Raw genomic sequence first — 14,423 nt, 5'->3', positions numbered from 1 at the left:
TATGCTCTTTTCCTCGACGGAAAGCGCACCTTATGCCGGCCCCTACCAGCTTGCAATGGCGTAGGAACGGCGCGCCGCGCCGGGCCCGGCCGCCATCAGCGGGACCGGGCCGGGTTCCGGCAGCGGCGGCGCCGCCGGCTGGTCCAGCCAGGCGCGCGGATCGACCCGGTAGTACTTCATGAACTCGTCATAAAGGGCGGCGTGGCGGCCGGCCATCTGCCACGGCTTCTCGAAGAAGGTCTCGGTGGCGACGGCAAAAAACTCGGCCGGACTGGTGGCGCCGTAATGGTCGAGCACACTGTCCTGCCGGCCATAGTAGGCGTCGTAGCGCAGATTGTCGTAGTCGCGCGACAGAACCGCCGACCAGCTGCGGTAGCTGTCCTGGCTGCCCAGGTAGGGCGCACCGTTGGTGCTGCCCGATTCGCTGTCGAGCTGGTGCGCGAACTCGTGCAGCACCACGTTGTGGCCGTCGGTCCAGTCGCGGTAGCCGCGCTTGACGTCGGCCCAGGACAGCACCACGCGGCCGTCATCCCAGGACTCGCCCAGCAGCGTCTGCTTGTGGGCCGTGACCACCCCGCCGGCCTCCATTTGCTGGCGCGGCACCAGGAAGGCGCTGGGGTAGACCAGGATGGTGTGCAGCGCGCGGTACACCTTGCTGGGCCGGTTCAGCAGCAGCAGGCAGGCCTGGCCGGCGATGGTGTAACGCATCTCGTCATCCAGCTCCAGGCCCTCGCAGCCGACGAATTTCTTCTGGTGCAGGAACTGCTTGACCAGTTGCCGCAGCTGCTGCTGCAGCGCGGCGCCCATGCTGGCGTACACCGGGATATTGCGCTGCAAGACCGCTTCGGCGGCAGCCGGCAGCGGCCGGGCCAGTGCCCGCCGCAACCGCCAGCGCGGGTACAGCAGCGGCGCGGCCACTGCCAGCGCCAACACGGGTATCCACAACAATCCGTCCATAGTGCCATCCATAAGGAAACTTGTCCGCCTCAGGTGGGGTTCCTTTCCGACAATTCAATGCACAACAGCCGGAACGCATTCCGGCTGTTTGAGTGTAGCATTGCTGGCCGCACCAGGTGCGGCGCCCGTCTGGACGGGCGGCGGCTTTACGGCTGTGCCTTTTGCAGCGAGGTCGGCGCGCCGAACAGGGCTGCCACGAGCGGATCGCGGGTGACCGGGCCGCGGTTGACGCGGATCGCATAATGGGTGTCGTCGGCCAGGATATGGAAGTGGCGGCCGGCGCCGGCCATGGCCTGTTCCCGCAGGCTGGGGCGCTCCTTGCGCGGCGGCGCGCCTTCGCGCTTGGGCTGCACGATGGCGGCCAGGAACTGCTTCACGCGCTCAGGGTCGGGCGTCAGCTGGTAGACCGCCTTGCCCAGGTAGGTGGCGGTGCCTTCAATATAGCGGGCCAGTTCGATCACGCCGGCGTCGCGCAGGTCGCGGATGTATTTGCGGGCGCCGGAAGGCGAAAACTTGAGGAACCATGCAATCTCGTCGGCCAGCATTTCATGTTGCTGCAGCTCGGCGATCAACTTTTGCATGTTTTCGATGCGGCGCAGCGTAGCCGAAGTCGAACGCACCCGCTCAATGGGCGCCAGCGACAAGGCCTTGCGCTCAGGAATAGGACCGGGACGTTCTACCAGCGTCAGCCTTGGTTTGTCTGCCGCCTTGGCAGGCTCCATCATGGCGTGGCCGGAATTTTGGTTATCTCTGATTGCATGCATTTCATCACTCCTTATAACGATAGCCAGGATTGCGTGGCGAGGGGCCCGACTGCCTTGCAGGCCACGCATTCGTCTACTTCTGGGGTCTAGAATGCCGTGGCGGCCTGTTTTGGTCTGTGCGGCAACGAACATAAGTGAGCAATCGGTCAATAATGGGCCTTGCGGGGCCGCTTGGTGCGTTCGCGAACAGAGCAGTGCTGCGGGGGCCGCTACAGTGATTCCATCTTTACCAAAGAGAGGACTGATCATGAAAATTTCCATCCTGTTGGCCACCGTGGCCGCCGCCCTGACCCTGACCGCCTGCGAAAAAACCACTGTTAACAACCCGCCGGCGGTGGAAACCCCGGCGCCGGCCGCGGTGCCGGTTCCTGTGCCGGGCCCTCCTGGACCGCAAGGCGCCCCGGGCGCACCGGGCGAGCCGGGCAAAGCCGGCGACACCCTGATCGTGGTGCCGGACGCTCCGAAACCTGCGGAAGAACCGGCGCCGCCACCACCTGCCCGCTAAATTCTGGGCTGGCCAAGTCACCAAGCTTGTTACTCTGCTACAATACCTACCGCGCCGCACCATTTATGGTGACGGCGCGGTTTCCATTGGACTGCGCAAACTGACGCCAGTTCACAGGCTGGACCGTCACAATTCGACAACACATTTGATGTAGCGCAAGAGTTTTGTGCGGTAGCGCACGGAGCTATTGAGCAAATGTCCATAAAGTCCAGTCCAACAGCTCAGCACCTAGCTGGAAACTTCGCTGTGTAGGCAGCACCACCCTCAAATAAAAACGGGAGTTACTTGTGAAAAAGACCAATAAAATTGCTATCGTTGCAGCCCTGATGTCGCTGGCCTCGTCCGCCGCTCTGGCGCAGGAAGCCGTGATCAACCCTAACTGGTACGTCCAGCCCAGCCTGAGCATCATGGACCAGGACTCGGACTTCGGCATCGACAAGAGCGGCCATGGCGCCGGCCTGAAGTTCGGTAAAGCCCTGAACCAGAACTGGGACATCCAGACCGGTTACACCTATGCCCGCAGCCGCGACAACGGCACCCGCTACCAGCAAGAAACGCTGGGCGTGGACGGCCTGTACCTGTTCTCGCGCAAAGCCGTGCGTCCCTTCCTGCTGGTCGGTATCGGCGCCGAGCGTTCGCGCACCAACCTGCGCAATGCCGCAGAGCGCGAAAAGAGCGCACCGTTCGTCAGCGCCGGCGTGGGCTTCCAGTCCGACCTGACCGACCGCCTGTCGCTGCAAGCCGACCTGCGCAACGTGCACGCCTTCGTGCGCGACAACGCTTTCCCGGGCGTGGGCGCCAACAGCAACAATGCTTACCTGAACTTCGCGCTGAACTACGCGCTCGGTCCTAAGCCAGTACCGGCAGCACCGCCGGCACCGGCGCCAGCGCCTGTGGCAGCACCAGCACCGGCACCGGTAGCGCCTCCTCCACCGCCGCCACCAGCGCCGCGCTTCGAGAAGGTCACCATGTCGGCGACCGAACTGTTCGCCTTCGACAGCGCCAAGCTGAACCCGAACCAGCCTAAGCTGGACGAGCTGGCCACGCTGCTGAACAACAACCCATCCGTCGGCAACGTGACCATCACCGGCCACACCGACCGCCTGGGTTCGGACAAGTACAACCAGAAGCTGTCGGAACAGCGCGCCAACTCGGTCAAGGCTTACCTGACCGGTAAAGGCGTTGCCGCTGACCGCCTGAACGCCGTCGGCAAGGGCGAGTCCCAGCCAGTGGTACAGTGCGACAACAAGAAGCGCGCCGACCTGATCAAGTGCCTGGAGCCTAACCGCCGCGTGGAAGTCGATCAAGTGACCATCGAACGCCGCGTGAACTAATCGCACGGCCGGTCGTCTGACTGTTGGGAAAAGGGGCTTCGGCCCCTTTTTCTTTTTCGGAAGGAGATATTGCCATGAGACACATTCCGCCCAAGGTGAAGACGCTGCGCAGCGTGGCCGTCTGCACCGTCACCGAATGGCTGGAGCACCGCGCCAGCAGCAAGGGGGCAGCGCTGGCCTTCTACACCATGTTCTCCATCGCGCCCATCCTGGTGCTGGTGATCGCCATCGCCGGCGCCTTCTACGGCGAGCAGGCGGCGCAGGGCGAGCTGTTCGGGCAGCTGCGCGGCCTGGTCGGCCCGCAGGGCGCGGAAGCGCTGCAGGCCGTGCTGGCCGGCGCCCGCAACCAGGAAGAAGGCAAGCTGGCCACGCTGGTGGCGGGCGCCCTGCTGCTGTTCGGCGCCACCACCGTCTTTGCCGAACTAAAATCCAGCCTGGACGAAATCTGGCAGCTGCCGCCGCTGACGCAAGGCACCGTGTGGGACACCGTGCGCACCCGCCTGCTGTCCTTCGGCATGGTGCTGGTGCTGGGTTTTCTGCTGATGGTGTCGCTGGTGGTGAGCGCCGCGCTGGCGGTGCTGGAGAAATACTGGCAGGGCTTGTGGAGCAGCGCCACGCTGGCGCTGTCGGTCATCAACTGGGCCATCGGCTTCCTGGTGATCGCCGCCATGTTCGGCGTGATCTACAAGCTGCTGCCGCGCATCGCGCTGTCCTGGCACGACGTCACCATCGGCGCGCTCGGCACGGCGGCCTTGTTCACCTTGGGCAAATACGGTATCGGCGCCTACATCGGCAACAGCGGCGTGGCCAACAGCTTCGGCGCTGCCGGCTCGCTGATCGCGCTGCTGCTCTGGGTGTACTACTCGGCGCAGATCTTCTTCCTCGGCGCCGAGTTCGCGCGCCAGTACGCGCTGCAGCTGGGCAGCCTGCGCCACCATCCGCGCGACGAGCACGGCAATTTGCTGCTTTAGTGCATGGCGTCCGGCATGCTGGCGGCAGCGTGCGTGATGTCGAGGCGGCCGTCCCCCAGGCAACCGGCGATGGCGACCGGCACCGCGCCGGGCCGCCTCACCGCGTGCAGGTGGAACAGCAGCTGGCCGTGCGCCAGTTCGCCCCAGCCGGCCATCACCAGTTCGCCGGAGCGCCGCTGCACCATCACGTGCACGCTGCACGCCAGCCCCGCCACCGGTTCCGCCAGCAGCAGATGGTCGACGCGCCAGTCCTCGTCGCCGATGGCGCGGGTGGCGACGGCGCCCAGCACGATCTTGTGCTTCAACAAGTCCGGCATGCGCTCCGGCGCCACGGCCTGGCGCGACACGCACACCATGTGCGCGGCCGGCCCATAGCGCAGGCATAGTAAATTCCGCTCGTCCAACTCCAGCCCCAGCCCGCTGTCCTGCAAGGCGGCCAGCACCGCGCGCGTCACCTGCGCGCCGGGCCGTTCAACCGGCAGCGCGTGGCCATCGCTGTCCGCCAGCGCCAGCAGTCCATCCGCGGCGGGAAAGGACAGTTCATTGCGTTCGACATTGCCAGGGGTGCCTTCAATCGGTGTAGTCATGTTTTCTCCGGTGGTTGCCATCAAAAAGGACGCAGCTGTTTTTATACGCCGCGGAGACCGGAATTTCAACTGCAGGAGTGGCTATTTTTTCTGATGAGCGCGGCGCGCAGCCGGCTATTCGCCGTCGCAGTAGAGATAGAGCTGCGACGCCGCCGCCTTGCGCAGCAGCGACTGGAACGCCGCGATGTCGGCCGGTTTGGCCTGTTTGAACAGGGCGTCGATGGCGTCCGCCAGCAGCCCGGCGTGATTGGGCGGCAGCTTGGTATTGTCGTATTCCGACATCCGCACTCCGGTCTGCCGCCGGAATGCGTCGAACACCGGCTGCAGCTGCTGCAATGCCTGCGCCGGCAGAACGCAGGCCGGGTCCCGGCCCTGCCCGGTTTCGATTTGTATGTGCAGCGGCACGGTGCTCTCCTGGCGATGATGGGCCACGGCAAGCGCCCTGCGCCCGAGTATACACGGGGCGCTACTCGCCCAGCAACTCCGCCACCACTTCCATGCCCTCGACGCGCTCGGCCACCACCTTGACGATGACGATCACCGGCACGCCCAGCAGCAGCCCCCACACGCCCCACAGCCAGCCCCAGAACAGCAGGCTGACGAACACGGCGGCCGGGTTCATGCGGGCGATGCGGCCCGTCATCCAGGTGGTGACGAAGGTGCCCACCAGGGTGGCGATGGCCAGCGAGGCGCCGGTCACCAGCAACACCATTTGCAGCGATTCGAATTGCAGGAAGGCCACCACGCCGGTGGCGCTGGTGATCAGCAGGGGGCCGAAGTACGGCATCAGGTGCAGCAGCCCGGCCACGATGGCCCAGGCGCCGGCGTTCTCCAGGCCGATGGCGCGCAGGGCCATCCACATCAGCAAGGCCAGCAGCAGGTTGGTCACCAGCAGCATGAACATATAGCTCTGGATGCTGCTGTTGATGTCTTCCAGGATGTGCACCGTCACCTTTTTCTTGCTCAGCGACGGCCCGGTCAGCTTGACCAGCTTGCGCTTGAAGGTGTCGCCCGCCAGCAGCAGGAAAAACACCAGGAAGATCACCATCGCGGCCTGGCTGACGAAGCCGGCCACCCCCATCGAGCCGGCCCACACCCAGTCGATCACCTTGATGCCGCCCTGCTCGGCCGGTATGGCCTTGCGCGGCGTGCGCTTGGCGCCGCCGGACGCGGCCTGCTCGATCTCGGTGGCCACGGCCTGGATGCGCTCGAGCGTGCTCGGTCCTTTGCCCAGCTTGTCGGACAGCAGGCGCGACAGTTTGTGCGTGACGGTGGGCAGTTCTTCGACGATGTTCTGGAATTCGCCGTGCAGCTTGTCGGCCGTGACGGCCGAGCCGAACAGGATGGCGGCCGTGACCAGCGTGGCGCCCAGCGGCCGCGCAATGCGGATGCGCTCCAGCCAGCACACCAGCGGATTGAGGGTATAAGCGATGAAGATGCCCAGCAGCAGGGGCACCAGGAAGTGCTTGGCCCATTGCAGCGCGTACAGGAAGGCGACGGTGGCGATTATGCCCAGCGCCAGGCCGCGCGCGTGCACGTGCAGCGGCAGGCGGGCTGCGGCGTCGGGCGGTATGGCGGGGGGAGTGTCTTGCGCAAGGTCCGGCTTGTCGGGCACCGGAACGGAAGGGGATGACGCCGCCGCATCCAGCGGTCGGCTTGCTGCATCGTCGGCGTGCATCATATGCTTTCGCTTGCCGGTACCATCCCCGCAGGGACGGCGCCGGCCGCATGCTTACTTCACGCGGATGTCGTTCTTGACCGACTTCACGCCAGCCACGCCGCGCGCAATTTCGCCGGCCTTGGTGATGTCGCCTGGCTGGGCCACGAAGCCGCTCAGCTGCACGGTGCCTTTGAAGGTCTCGACATTGATCTCGGTCGATTTCAGCGTCGGCTCGTTGAAGATGCTGGCTTTCACTTTGGTGGTCAGCACGGTGTCATCGACGTATTCGCCGGCACCTTCTTTGGTCGGGGTGGAAGCGCAGCCGACCACAGCAAAGACAGTGGCGGCAGTAAACACGGCGGTGGCAAATTTTTGAGCGATCTTCATGGTGTTCTCCTTGGTTGGAAAGTGCTCAACTGAGCAGTCTGCAGTGTCACCCAGCCGCGCCGCGCCATCTGTACGCTAGCGTACACACCGTGATTTATTTTCTGCGTTTGCAACAAGCCCAGGCGCCGAAAGGCTTCGTGCGTCATCGCACAGACCCTTGCCGTCAGGCTGACTATGCTGTAAGCACACTTTCCAGGAGATCGACATGAAGACTACACAAACCGTCGCGGCACTGATGATCGCAGCTTCCACCCTGATCACCGGCTGCTCCAGCACCCCCGTCTCATCCACCAATTACTCCACCGCCAGCAACGACTCCACTCATGGGGTGATCGATTCGATCCAGATTGTCCGTCTCGATCCCGCCACCAGTGGAGTTGGCGCCGTGACCGGCGGCCTGGTGGGTGCGCTGGTGGGCAACCAGGTCGGCTCCGGCAGCGGCCGCACCGCGGCCACCGCCGCCGGCGCCATCGGTGGCGCACTGGTGGGCAACAGCGTCGAACGCAACCGCAACCAGCCATACGATGCCTACCAGATCACGGTGCGGCTCGACAACGGCGAATACCGCACCGTCAATCAGGACAGCGTGTATGACCTGCGCGTGGGCAACCGCGTGCGCATGGTCGATGGCCGCGTCTATCGCTACTAATACCATAACCCGAAGAAATCAAGGAGAACGCCATGGGCACCATTATCCTCATCGTACTGGTTCTGTTACTGATAGGCGCGCTGCCAGCCTGGCCGCACAGCCGCAACTGGGGGTATGCGCCCAGCGGCGTTACCGCAGTGATCGTGCTGATCCTGCTGTTCATGCTGTTTACCGGCCGGCTATGACTTTAGCCGGCCATAGGAGAACTCTATGAAACGAACTTTAGCCATTGCCACGCTAGCGGCCTGCTGCGCAGCGCAGGCGCAAGTCACGCCGCCCGAAGTGGCGGTCCAGCAAAAGCAGGAAATCAAGCGCGGCGATCCCGCCCGCTGGACCAGGGAAGACCGCACGCCCGCGCAGCAGATGGCCACGCTGCGCAAGGAAATCAACGCCGCGCTGGCAGAAGCGCGCGCCGAGTGCAAGCAGCTGGCGCAGCAGGAACGCGCCGACTGCATGAAGGAAGCGCAAGCCACCTACGCGGCGGACATCGGCAATATGCGCCAGCAGATCGCCAAGGCCAACCACCCGCAGCAAGGCGCTTATGACACCAGCGGACAATGAAGCGATCCGCCGCGCCATGAAAAAACGCCGCGAACTTCGCGGCGTTTTTTTTGCTGCCAGGCAGGCAGCGCTACTTGCGCCTGGACAGCCAAAGGCCGGCCGCCAGGGCCGCCGCGCCGGCAAACAGCGCCGGCTTGACGAGGCGGCGACGCGCCACGAAGGCGCCCACCCGGATCGCGATGGGCAGCGCGCGCGTCAATCCCATGCCCTTCACCAGGCCGATGACGCCGGCCAGGCTGGCCAGGCCGCCCAGGCCGGCGGCTGCGCCCTGGCCATGCCCATCGGCGCCTGCCGGCGCACCGCCGCCGAACAGCCCGGCGAAGCGCTGCTGCACCGCGCCCAGCGCATGTTCGATGGCGCTGTGCACGATGGCGTCGGGACGCAGCGCATTGGCGACCTGGGCCTTGGCATGCACCACGCTGACGCGGTACAACTGGCCTTCCAGCACCAGCTTTTCCTTGGCGGCGGCCAGGGCCGCGTGTTCTTGCTTAGTCATGGACACTCCACATTACAACAGCCTGGTTACAGCAACATATCGCGGTCGCCTTGCAGCTCCGCCATCGTCATGGGCAATCCCAGCTTTTTCTGCCGCAGCAGGCCGCGCGCCATCATCACCAGCCACAGGGTGATGATGATGAACCCGGCGGCCAGGATCAGCAGGATTTTCCAGCCGATCGCTTCCCACGCCAGATAGACCACGGTGGCCGTGGTGAAGGCCACCGCGAACCAGCCGGCCACCAGCGCCAGCGCAAACACCACCGACAGCTGCACCAGGTGCTCGCGCACCTCGGACAGCTCCAGCGCAGCCAGTTCGATGCGCGACAGGATCAGCCGCGCCGTGTTGCGGCACACGCCGGCCAGCGAGCCGATCAAGCCAGGGGCAGGCGATGCAGGTTGCTCCATGTCAGCTCCTGGCACGGGCAATTACTTGCGGCCCAGGATCACACCCACCAGCAGGCCCACGCCAGCGGCCAGCGCGATCGAACGCCATGGGTTTTCCTTCACGTAGGCATCGGTCGACTGTGCCATTTGCTTGCCGGCCGCGACGGCGCTTTGCTGCGCCTCGTGGGCCTTGGCCAGCGCCGTGTCGAGCGCGCGCATGCCGCGGCCGCGCAGTTCTTCGGCCTTTTCGCCGGTCAGCGCGGTGGCTGCGGTGAACAGCGCCTGGGCGTCCTTGACCAGGGTTTTCACGTCGTTGTTCACGGTACTGATGTTATTTTCAAGCATGATGGACTCCTGTTGTTATGGTGGGTTAAACGTACTGCAAAAAAGAGGACTTGATTCGAGCGCTTACTCGAGCAGATCCCGCATATCGTCGGCGTGTTCCTCTTCGACTGCCATGATCTTGATCAACAATTGCCTGGTCGTCGGGTCCGAGTCGCCGATCTGCTCGATCATCTGGCGGTAGGACTCGATGGCCACCCGCTCGGCGATCAGGTTGGCGCGCACCATCGACTGCACCTCCCCAGACTCATCATACTCGGCATGGCTGCGATCGAGCAACGTTGCCGGATTAAAATCAGGTTGGCCGTTTAACTGAATGATACGCTCAGCCAGCCAGTCGGCGTGTTCCTGTTCCTGGACGGCATGCTCCAGGAACTCGGCCTTGACGCCGGCGTTGTCGCGTCCGGCCACTGTGTAGTAGTGGCGCTTGTAGCGCAATATGCAGACCAGTTCGGTCGCCAGCGCACCGTTCAACATCTTGATGACCGCTTCGCGGTCGCCCTTGTAGCCGGCCGTGACCGGGCCGTCCGACAGGTTTTGCGCTGCCGCGCGGATGGCTGCCGTATCGATGCCGGCGGGTGGGGATAATGTGGATTCAGCCATGACAGTTCCTTTTCAATGGGTTCATCGGCGCGAGTTCACCGGGCGGCCCGCATCGGACAGCACGATTTCCACGCGACGGTTCAGCTGGCGGTTGCCGGCCGAGTCGTTGCCGGCCACCGGATAGGCTTCACCGTAGCCGCGGGTGGCCACGCGCGTGCCTTCAATGCCCATGGCCATCAGCGCGCTGCGCACCGCCTCGGCGCGCCGCTGCGACAGTTCCAGGTTGTGCGCCGAACTGCCGGTGCTGTCGGTAAAGCCCTCCACCATCACGCTGCGGTCCGGGTTCTGGGTCAGCACGTCGGCCAGCTTGCGCAGCGTGCGCTGGCCGCCTTCGGTCAGCACCGCCTGGTCGGTATTGAACAGCACGTCACCGAAGGTGATCACGATGCCGCGTTCGGTCTGCTTGGCCTGCAGGTCGGCCAGCTGGGCCGCCAGGGCGTCGGCCTTGGCTTGCGCGTCGCGCGTGGCGCCGGCCTGGGTCTCGGCCGCCATGCGGGCCGCGTCGGCCTGGCTGCGGGCCGCCTCGGCTTGCGCCTGGGCCTGCTCGGCGCTGCGCTTGGCGTTCTCGGCCTCGGCGGTGCGCGCGTCCAGGCGGATCTGGTCGCGCTGGCGCGCCGCGTCCGCCACCTGGGCCTCGGCGCCCTTCTGCTTGGCCACTTCCTGCGCCACGCCGATGCGCTGCTTGGCGATATAGGCGAGCTTGTCCACCTCGGCGGCATCGTCCTTGCGGGCGGCCGCTTCATTGGCGCGGTCCAGCGCGGCCGTGGCCTGGCGGAATTCCACCGGCGCATACTGCGCCACCGCAGGGTTGTTCTGGGCGGCCATGTAGTCGCCGCGGGTCTGGTCCAGCAGGCTGGTGGTGGTGGGTGCGGAGCTGCAGGCGCCCAGTGCGATGGCCAGCGCCAGCGCGGCCGGTTTGAATATCATCTTCATGGTGGTCTCCCTGGATTATTTGACGGTGGTGGTGTTGGCGCGGTCCAGCTCTTCGCGCAGCACGCGGATGTTTTCCTGCAGCGCGTCGGCGGCGGCGGTGGCCTTGGCCGAGTTGGCCTTGCTCTGCGCCAGGCGGGCATCGGCCTGGGCCTGGGTGGCCAGGTCGCGCGCGGCCTGGTAATCCTTGGCGGCCAGCGCCTGGTTGGCGCGCAGCATTTTCTCGCGCGCCGACGTCATTTCAGCCGGGGCCAGTTCGGCCGCACCGGCGGAGGTGGCGTTCTCGACCGCCGCGCGCGAGACGGCGACATCGGCGGTAGCGGGGGCTTTCTGGCTGGCACAGCCGGCCAGCATCAGCAGGGCCAGGCCGCAAATGGCGGAGCTGTATTGGATACGCAGCGTAGCGTTCATTGTTTTTCTCCTTGAATGTATGAGGGGTATCGACGTTATAAGCGTTCTGGAGAACCCATTCAGTACGGTGCCGCACATTGCACCCGCCATGCGTGGTGTAGGCTGACGCCATGCTCTCTGTATGAAAGGCCGCCCCATGACCATGCCGCGCAGAACAAAAATCGCCCTCGCCATCGGCGGCACCTTGCTCGCCGTGCCCGCCGTCGCGCTCATCGTGCTGCTCAACTACGACTGGAACCGGGCCCGTCCCTGGCTCAGCGAAAAGACCAGCGAGGCCATCGGCCGCCCCTTCTCCATCGATGGCAACCTGGCGCTGACGTGGGAAAAACAAATCGTGCCGGAGCGCGAACGCAGCTGGCGCGACCGCCTGCCGTGGCCGCATCTGGTGGCGCGCGACATCCACCTGGGCAATCCGGCCGGCATGCAGCCGGCCGAGATGGCCAGCGTGGGCGAATTCTCCTTCTCGCTCAATCCCTTCGCCCTGCTCAACAAGCAGATCTCGATCCCGGTGCTGAGGTTCGAGGCGCCCACCGTGCTGCTGCAGCGCAGCGAGGACGGCCAGAACAACTGGACCTTCGAGAAAAAGGACAAGCCCTCGCCGTGGCGGCTGGATTTGCAGCGCGTGGTGTTCAACAAGGGCACCGTGCACTACAAGGACGCGCTGGCCAAGGCCGACGCCACCGCCGAGATCGACACCATCAATGCCGATCCCACCTACGGCGTGTCGTGGAAGCTCAAGGGCCAGTGGCGCGGCGCGCCGGTTAGCGGGCACGGCAAGGCCGGCGCGGTGCTGTCGCTGCAGCAGCAGGCCACGCCCTACCCGCTGGCGGCCGACGTCAACCTGGGCGGCACCCGCATCGCCATCGAAGGCACGCTGACCCGGCCCACCGCGCTGGCCGCGCTTGACGTGAAGCTGACCATGGCCGCGCCCAGCATGGCGCGCCTGTACGGCCTGACCGGCATCGTGCTGCCGGAAACGCCGCCCTTCACGACCTCCGGGCGCCTGAAAGCCACGCTGGGCAAGGACAGCGGCCACTACATCTACGACAAGTTCACCGGCAAGGTGGGCTCGAGCGACATCGGCGGCCACATGGAATACCAGCAGAAGCGGCCGCGCGGCTACCTGAGCGGCAACGTCGAGTCGCGCCTGCTGCAGTTCGCCGACCTCGGCCCGCTGGTGGGTGCCGACTCCAATGCCAGCAAGCAGGCGCGCGGCCTGCCCGCGGTGCAGCCCAGCGGCAAGGTGCTGCCGGTGGAGAAATTCCGCACCGAGCGCTGGACCAGCATCGATGCCGACGTCAAGTTCAAGGCCGACCGCATCGTGCGCGAAAAACAGCTGCCGATCGCCAACCTGGTGACCGACATCCACCTGAAGGACGGCGTGCTGGCGCTGACGCCGCTCAACTTCGACTGGGCCGGCGGCAAACTGGCCTCGAACGTCAAGCTCGACGGCAGCGGCCGCACCGACAAGAACGCCATCCGCGCCGAACTCAAGGCCAGCGCGCGCCACCTGAAGCTCAAGGAGCTGTTCCCCACGCTGGACGGCCTGAAGGCCAGCGTGGGCGAGATCAACGGCGACGCCTCGCTCAGCGCCACCGGCGACTCGGTGGCGACCTTGCTGGCCGCCTCCAATGGCGAAGTGAAGGCCTTGATCAACCAGGGCAGCATCAGCAAGCTGCTGCTCGAGCAGATGGGCCTGAACCTCGGCAACGTGGTGCTGACCAAGCTGTCCGGCGACAAGCAGGTCAAGCTCAACTGCATGGCGGCCGATTTCGCCGTCACCAACGGGCTGGCGCAAACGCGCGAATTCATCGTCGACACCGACGACGCCGTGATCGACGTGAACGGCAGCGTCAACCTGGCCAGCGAGCAGCTGAACCTCACGCTCAAGCCCGACAGCAAGGGCTTGCGCATCTTCACGCTGCGTTCGCCGCTGTACGTCACCGGCACCTTCAAGAACCCGGACGTGAGCGTGGACAAGGGCACGCTGGCCCTGAAGGCGGGCGGCGCGGTGGCACTGGCGGTCGCGGCGGCGCCGGCGGCGGCGCTGCTGCCCTTGATCAACACCGGGCCCGGCAAGGACAGCGACTGCGGCAGGCTGCTGGCACAGGCGCGCAGCAAGCCGGTGGCGCCGCCGCCCGGCAAGACGCTCAAGGGCCGTCCGGCGCGGAAACAATAAGTAACACTTATGCCGTCGCCGGCACGCATCACCGTGCGATGGCGAACAGAACATCTTGCTGAGGGCGGTTAATCTGGCCGTGTTGCAAGCGCCTTATGCCACTCGTACCAGGCGCAATTTTTCAAGGAGCAAAGATGAAAACTCTGCAATCCCTTCCCGCCCTGCTTGGCGCGCTGATGCTGGCCGCCACGGTCGGCTGCGCATCGACGCCCACGGCTGAAAGCACCGGCGAGTACATCGACGATACGGTGCTGACTGCCAACGTCAAAGCCGCCATGGTGAACCAGCCGGAGCTGAATGCATCGGAAATCAACGTGGAAACCTACAAGGGCACGGTGCAGCTGAGCGGCTTCGTCTCCTCGCAGGCGGACATCGACAAGGCAGTGGCAGCAGCCCGCAGCATCAACGGCGTGAAAAGCGTTACCAACGACATGCGCCTCAAATAAAGGAGAACATCATGAACTACATTAAACACCTCGCGGCCGTTGCCGCCATCCTGTCCCTGAGTGCTTGCGCGGGCATGTCCCAGCAAGATAAGAATACCGCGGTCGGCGCGGCCGTGGGCGGCGTGGCCGGCTCCGTGCTGACCGGCGGCAGCGCAGTCGGCACCGTCGGCGGCGCTGCGGTCGGTGGCGTGATCGGCAACCAGGTCAACAAGCCGCCGCGTTAAGCCATCCCATCCGCGTCAGCAAAAAGGACTT

Annotated in this window: 21 protein-coding genes; 9 read left to right on the top strand and 12 right to left on the bottom strand. The window is 65.2% G+C overall.

The window, feature by feature from the left end; all coding sequences use genetic code 11:
• Positions 1–42: 42 nt before the first annotated feature.
• The gene (locus AC6H42_RS04230) at positions 43–957 is read right to left on the bottom strand and encodes a M90 family metallopeptidase (protein ID WP_057156093.1); all 915 of its coding nucleotides are present in this window, start codon (positions 955–957) and stop codon (positions 43–45) included.
• Between the two features lie 146 nt (positions 958–1,103).
• Positions 1,104–1,679, bottom strand: a complete 576-nt coding sequence (locus AC6H42_RS04225; RefSeq protein ID WP_057156094.1) for a winged helix-turn-helix domain-containing protein — start codon at positions 1,677–1,679, stop codon at positions 1,104–1,106.
• Between the two features lie 289 nt (positions 1,680–1,968).
• Between AC6H42_RS04225 and AC6H42_RS04220 the strand changes: the two genes are divergently transcribed.
• The 3 genes from AC6H42_RS04220 to AC6H42_RS04210 all read left to right on the top strand — a co-directional run bounded on the left by AC6H42_RS04220 (position 1,969) and on the right by AC6H42_RS04210 (position 4,531).
• Positions 1,969–2,226 carry a hypothetical protein gene (locus tag AC6H42_RS04220; protein WP_497547475.1) on the top strand — a complete coding sequence of 86 codons (258 nt, stop codon included), beginning with the start codon at positions 1,969–1,971 and terminating at the stop codon, positions 2,224–2,226.
• A gap of 287 nt (positions 2,227–2,513) precedes the next feature.
• A complete protein-coding gene (locus AC6H42_RS04215) occupies positions 2,514–3,560 on the top strand; it encodes an OmpA family protein (protein ID WP_229418193.1) in 1,047 nt (348 codons plus the stop codon).
• Positions 3,561–3,634: 74 nt separating this feature from the next.
• Positions 3,635–4,531, top strand: coding sequence for a YihY/virulence factor BrkB family protein (locus AC6H42_RS04210; protein ID WP_057155771.1), 897 nt, complete (start codon positions 3,635–3,637; stop codon positions 4,529–4,531).
• Here AC6H42_RS04210 and AC6H42_RS04205 read toward each other — a convergent pair.
• From AC6H42_RS04205 to AC6H42_RS04190, 4 genes are all read right to left on the bottom strand, one after another.
• Positions 4,528–5,118: a hypothetical protein gene (locus tag AC6H42_RS04205; RefSeq protein WP_497547474.1), complete on the bottom strand. Its 591-nt coding sequence runs from the start codon at positions 5,116–5,118 to the stop codon at positions 4,528–4,530. The two genes, AC6H42_RS04210 and AC6H42_RS04205, sit on opposite strands and share 4 nt — an antisense overlap.
• A 114-nt stretch (positions 5,119–5,232) precedes the next feature.
• Entirely contained in the window at positions 5,233–5,523 is a 291-nt protein-coding gene (locus AC6H42_RS04200; RefSeq protein ID WP_057155773.1) for a hypothetical protein, read from the bottom strand.
• Positions 5,524–5,584: 61 nt separating this feature from the next.
• Positions 5,585–6,799 (bottom strand): AI-2E family transporter, encoded by a 1,215-nt coding sequence (locus AC6H42_RS04195; protein ID WP_229418194.1) that lies wholly within the window; start codon positions 6,797–6,799, stop codon positions 5,585–5,587.
• A 51-nt stretch (positions 6,800–6,850) separates the two neighbouring features.
• Entirely contained in the window at positions 6,851–7,165 is a 315-nt protein-coding gene (locus AC6H42_RS04190; RefSeq protein WP_057155774.1) for a BON domain-containing protein, read from the bottom strand.
• Between the two features lie 205 nt (positions 7,166–7,370).
• Between AC6H42_RS04190 and AC6H42_RS04185 the strand changes: the two genes are divergently transcribed.
• The 3 genes from AC6H42_RS04185 to AC6H42_RS04175 are packed head-to-tail and all read left to right on the top strand — an operon-like array spanning position 7,371 to position 8,375.
• The gene (locus tag AC6H42_RS04185; RefSeq protein ID WP_057155775.1) at positions 7,371–7,814 is read left to right on the top strand and encodes an outer membrane lipoprotein; all 444 of its coding nucleotides are present in this window, start codon (positions 7,371–7,373) and stop codon (positions 7,812–7,814) included.
• Positions 7,815–7,846: 32 nt separating this feature from the next.
• Positions 7,847–7,999 carry a DUF3309 domain-containing protein gene (locus AC6H42_RS04180; RefSeq protein WP_082551849.1) on the top strand — a complete coding sequence of 51 codons (153 nt, stop codon included), beginning with the start codon at positions 7,847–7,849 and terminating at the stop codon, positions 7,997–7,999.
• A gap of 25 nt (positions 8,000–8,024) precedes the next feature.
• A complete protein-coding gene (locus AC6H42_RS04175; protein ID WP_497547473.1) occupies positions 8,025–8,375 on the top strand; it encodes a hypothetical protein in 351 nt (116 codons plus the stop codon).
• Between the two features lie 70 nt (positions 8,376–8,445).
• Here the strand turns inward: AC6H42_RS04175 and AC6H42_RS04170 are convergent, their stop codons facing one another.
• The 6 genes from AC6H42_RS04170 to AC6H42_RS04145 form a co-directional block, all read right to left on the bottom strand.
• On the bottom strand, positions 8,446–8,871 hold the full coding sequence (locus AC6H42_RS04170) for a hypothetical protein (protein ID WP_057155777.1): 426 nt from the start codon (positions 8,869–8,871) through the stop codon (positions 8,446–8,448).
• A gap of 26 nt (positions 8,872–8,897) precedes the next feature.
• Positions 8,898–9,278: a phage holin family protein gene (locus AC6H42_RS04165; protein WP_057155778.1), complete on the bottom strand. Its 381-nt coding sequence runs from the start codon at positions 9,276–9,278 to the stop codon at positions 8,898–8,900.
• A gap of 21 nt (positions 9,279–9,299) precedes the next feature.
• Complete coding sequence (locus AC6H42_RS04160) at positions 9,300–9,602, bottom strand: ElaB/YgaM/YqjD family protein (protein ID WP_057155779.1); 303 nt, start codon at positions 9,600–9,602, stop codon at positions 9,300–9,302.
• 63 nt (positions 9,603–9,665) lie between these two features.
• Positions 9,666–10,202, bottom strand: a complete 537-nt coding sequence (locus tag AC6H42_RS04155; protein ID WP_057155780.1) for a ferritin-like domain-containing protein — start codon at positions 10,200–10,202, stop codon at positions 9,666–9,668.
• Between the two features lie 21 nt (positions 10,203–10,223).
• Positions 10,224–11,135 (bottom strand): OmpA family protein, encoded by a 912-nt coding sequence (locus AC6H42_RS04150; protein ID WP_497547472.1) that lies wholly within the window; start codon positions 11,133–11,135, stop codon positions 10,224–10,226.
• Between the two features lie 15 nt (positions 11,136–11,150).
• Entirely contained in the window at positions 11,151–11,543 is a 393-nt protein-coding gene (locus AC6H42_RS04145; RefSeq protein ID WP_057155782.1) for a DUF4398 domain-containing protein, read from the bottom strand.
• A gap of 121 nt (positions 11,544–11,664) precedes the next feature.
• On the opposite strand from AC6H42_RS04145, the gene AC6H42_RS04140 reads away from it, so the two are divergent.
• The 3 genes from AC6H42_RS04140 (at position 11,665) to AC6H42_RS04130 (ending at position 14,392) form a co-directional block, all read left to right on the top strand.
• Positions 11,665–13,722: an AsmA family protein gene (locus tag AC6H42_RS04140; protein WP_497547471.1), complete on the top strand. Its 2,058-nt coding sequence runs from the start codon at positions 11,665–11,667 to the stop codon at positions 13,720–13,722.
• 134 nt (positions 13,723–13,856) lie between these two features.
• Positions 13,857–14,168 (top strand): BON domain-containing protein, encoded by a 312-nt coding sequence (locus AC6H42_RS04135; protein WP_057155784.1) that lies wholly within the window; start codon positions 13,857–13,859, stop codon positions 14,166–14,168.
• An 11-nt stretch (positions 14,169–14,179) separates the two neighbouring features.
• The gene (locus tag AC6H42_RS04130) at positions 14,180–14,392 is read left to right on the top strand and encodes a YMGG-like glycine zipper-containing protein (protein ID WP_057155785.1); all 213 of its coding nucleotides are present in this window, start codon (positions 14,180–14,182) and stop codon (positions 14,390–14,392) included.
• Positions 14,393–14,423 lie beyond the last annotated feature (31 nt).

The sequence above is a fragment of the Massilia sp. NBRC 108631 genome (genome assembly GCF_059704565.1).
The sequence above is the reverse complement of the archived record's forward strand: the minus strand, read 5'-3'. Positions and strand labels throughout refer to the sequence as shown.

Coding starts and splice junctions, on each gene's coding strand:
- AC6H42_RS04230 (WP_057156093.1), bottom strand. CDS start 957: ATGGACGGATTGTTGTGGATACCCGTGTTGGCGCTGGCAGTGGCCGCG.
- AC6H42_RS04225 (WP_057156094.1), bottom strand. CDS start 1,679: ATGGAGCCTGCCAAGGCGGCAGACAAACCAAGGCTGACGCTGGTAGAA.
- AC6H42_RS04220 (WP_497547475.1), top strand. CDS start 1,969: ATGAAAATTTCCATCCTGTTGGCCACCGTGGCCGCCGCCCTGACCCTG.
- AC6H42_RS04210 (WP_057155771.1), top strand. CDS start 3,635: ATGAGACACATTCCGCCCAAGGTGAAGACGCTGCGCAGCGTGGCCGTC.
- AC6H42_RS04205 (WP_497547474.1), bottom strand. CDS start 5,118: ATGACTACACCGATTGAAGGCACCCCTGGCAATGTCGAACGCAATGAA.
- AC6H42_RS04195 (WP_229418194.1), bottom strand. CDS start 6,799: ATGATGCACGCCGACGATGCAGCAAGCCGACCGCTGGATGCGGCGGCG.
- AC6H42_RS04190 (WP_057155774.1), bottom strand. CDS start 7,165: ATGAAGATCGCTCAAAAATTTGCCACCGCCGTGTTTACTGCCGCCACT.
- AC6H42_RS04185 (WP_057155775.1), top strand. CDS start 7,371: ATGAAGACTACACAAACCGTCGCGGCACTGATGATCGCAGCTTCCACC.
- AC6H42_RS04180 (WP_082551849.1), top strand. CDS start 7,847: ATGGGCACCATTATCCTCATCGTACTGGTTCTGTTACTGATAGGCGCG.
- AC6H42_RS04175 (WP_497547473.1), top strand. CDS start 8,025: ATGAAACGAACTTTAGCCATTGCCACGCTAGCGGCCTGCTGCGCAGCG.
- AC6H42_RS04170 (WP_057155777.1), bottom strand. CDS start 8,871: ATGACTAAGCAAGAACACGCGGCCCTGGCCGCCGCCAAGGAAAAGCTG.
- AC6H42_RS04165 (WP_057155778.1), bottom strand. CDS start 9,278: ATGGAGCAACCTGCATCGCCTGCCCCTGGCTTGATCGGCTCGCTGGCC.
- AC6H42_RS04160 (WP_057155779.1), bottom strand. CDS start 9,602: ATGCTTGAAAATAACATCAGTACCGTGAACAACGACGTGAAAACCCTG.
- AC6H42_RS04155 (WP_057155780.1), bottom strand. CDS start 10,202: ATGGCTGAATCCACATTATCCCCACCCGCCGGCATCGATACGGCAGCC.
- AC6H42_RS04150 (WP_497547472.1), bottom strand. CDS start 11,135: ATGAAGATGATATTCAAACCGGCCGCGCTGGCGCTGGCCATCGCACTG.
- AC6H42_RS04145 (WP_057155782.1), bottom strand. CDS start 11,543: ATGAACGCTACGCTGCGTATCCAATACAGCTCCGCCATTTGCGGCCTG.
- AC6H42_RS04140 (WP_497547471.1), top strand. CDS start 11,665: ATGAAAGGCCGCCCCATGACCATGCCGCGCAGAACAAAAATCGCCCTC.
- AC6H42_RS04135 (WP_057155784.1), top strand. CDS start 13,857: ATGAAAACTCTGCAATCCCTTCCCGCCCTGCTTGGCGCGCTGATGCTG.
- AC6H42_RS04130 (WP_057155785.1), top strand. CDS start 14,180: ATGAACTACATTAAACACCTCGCGGCCGTTGCCGCCATCCTGTCCCTG.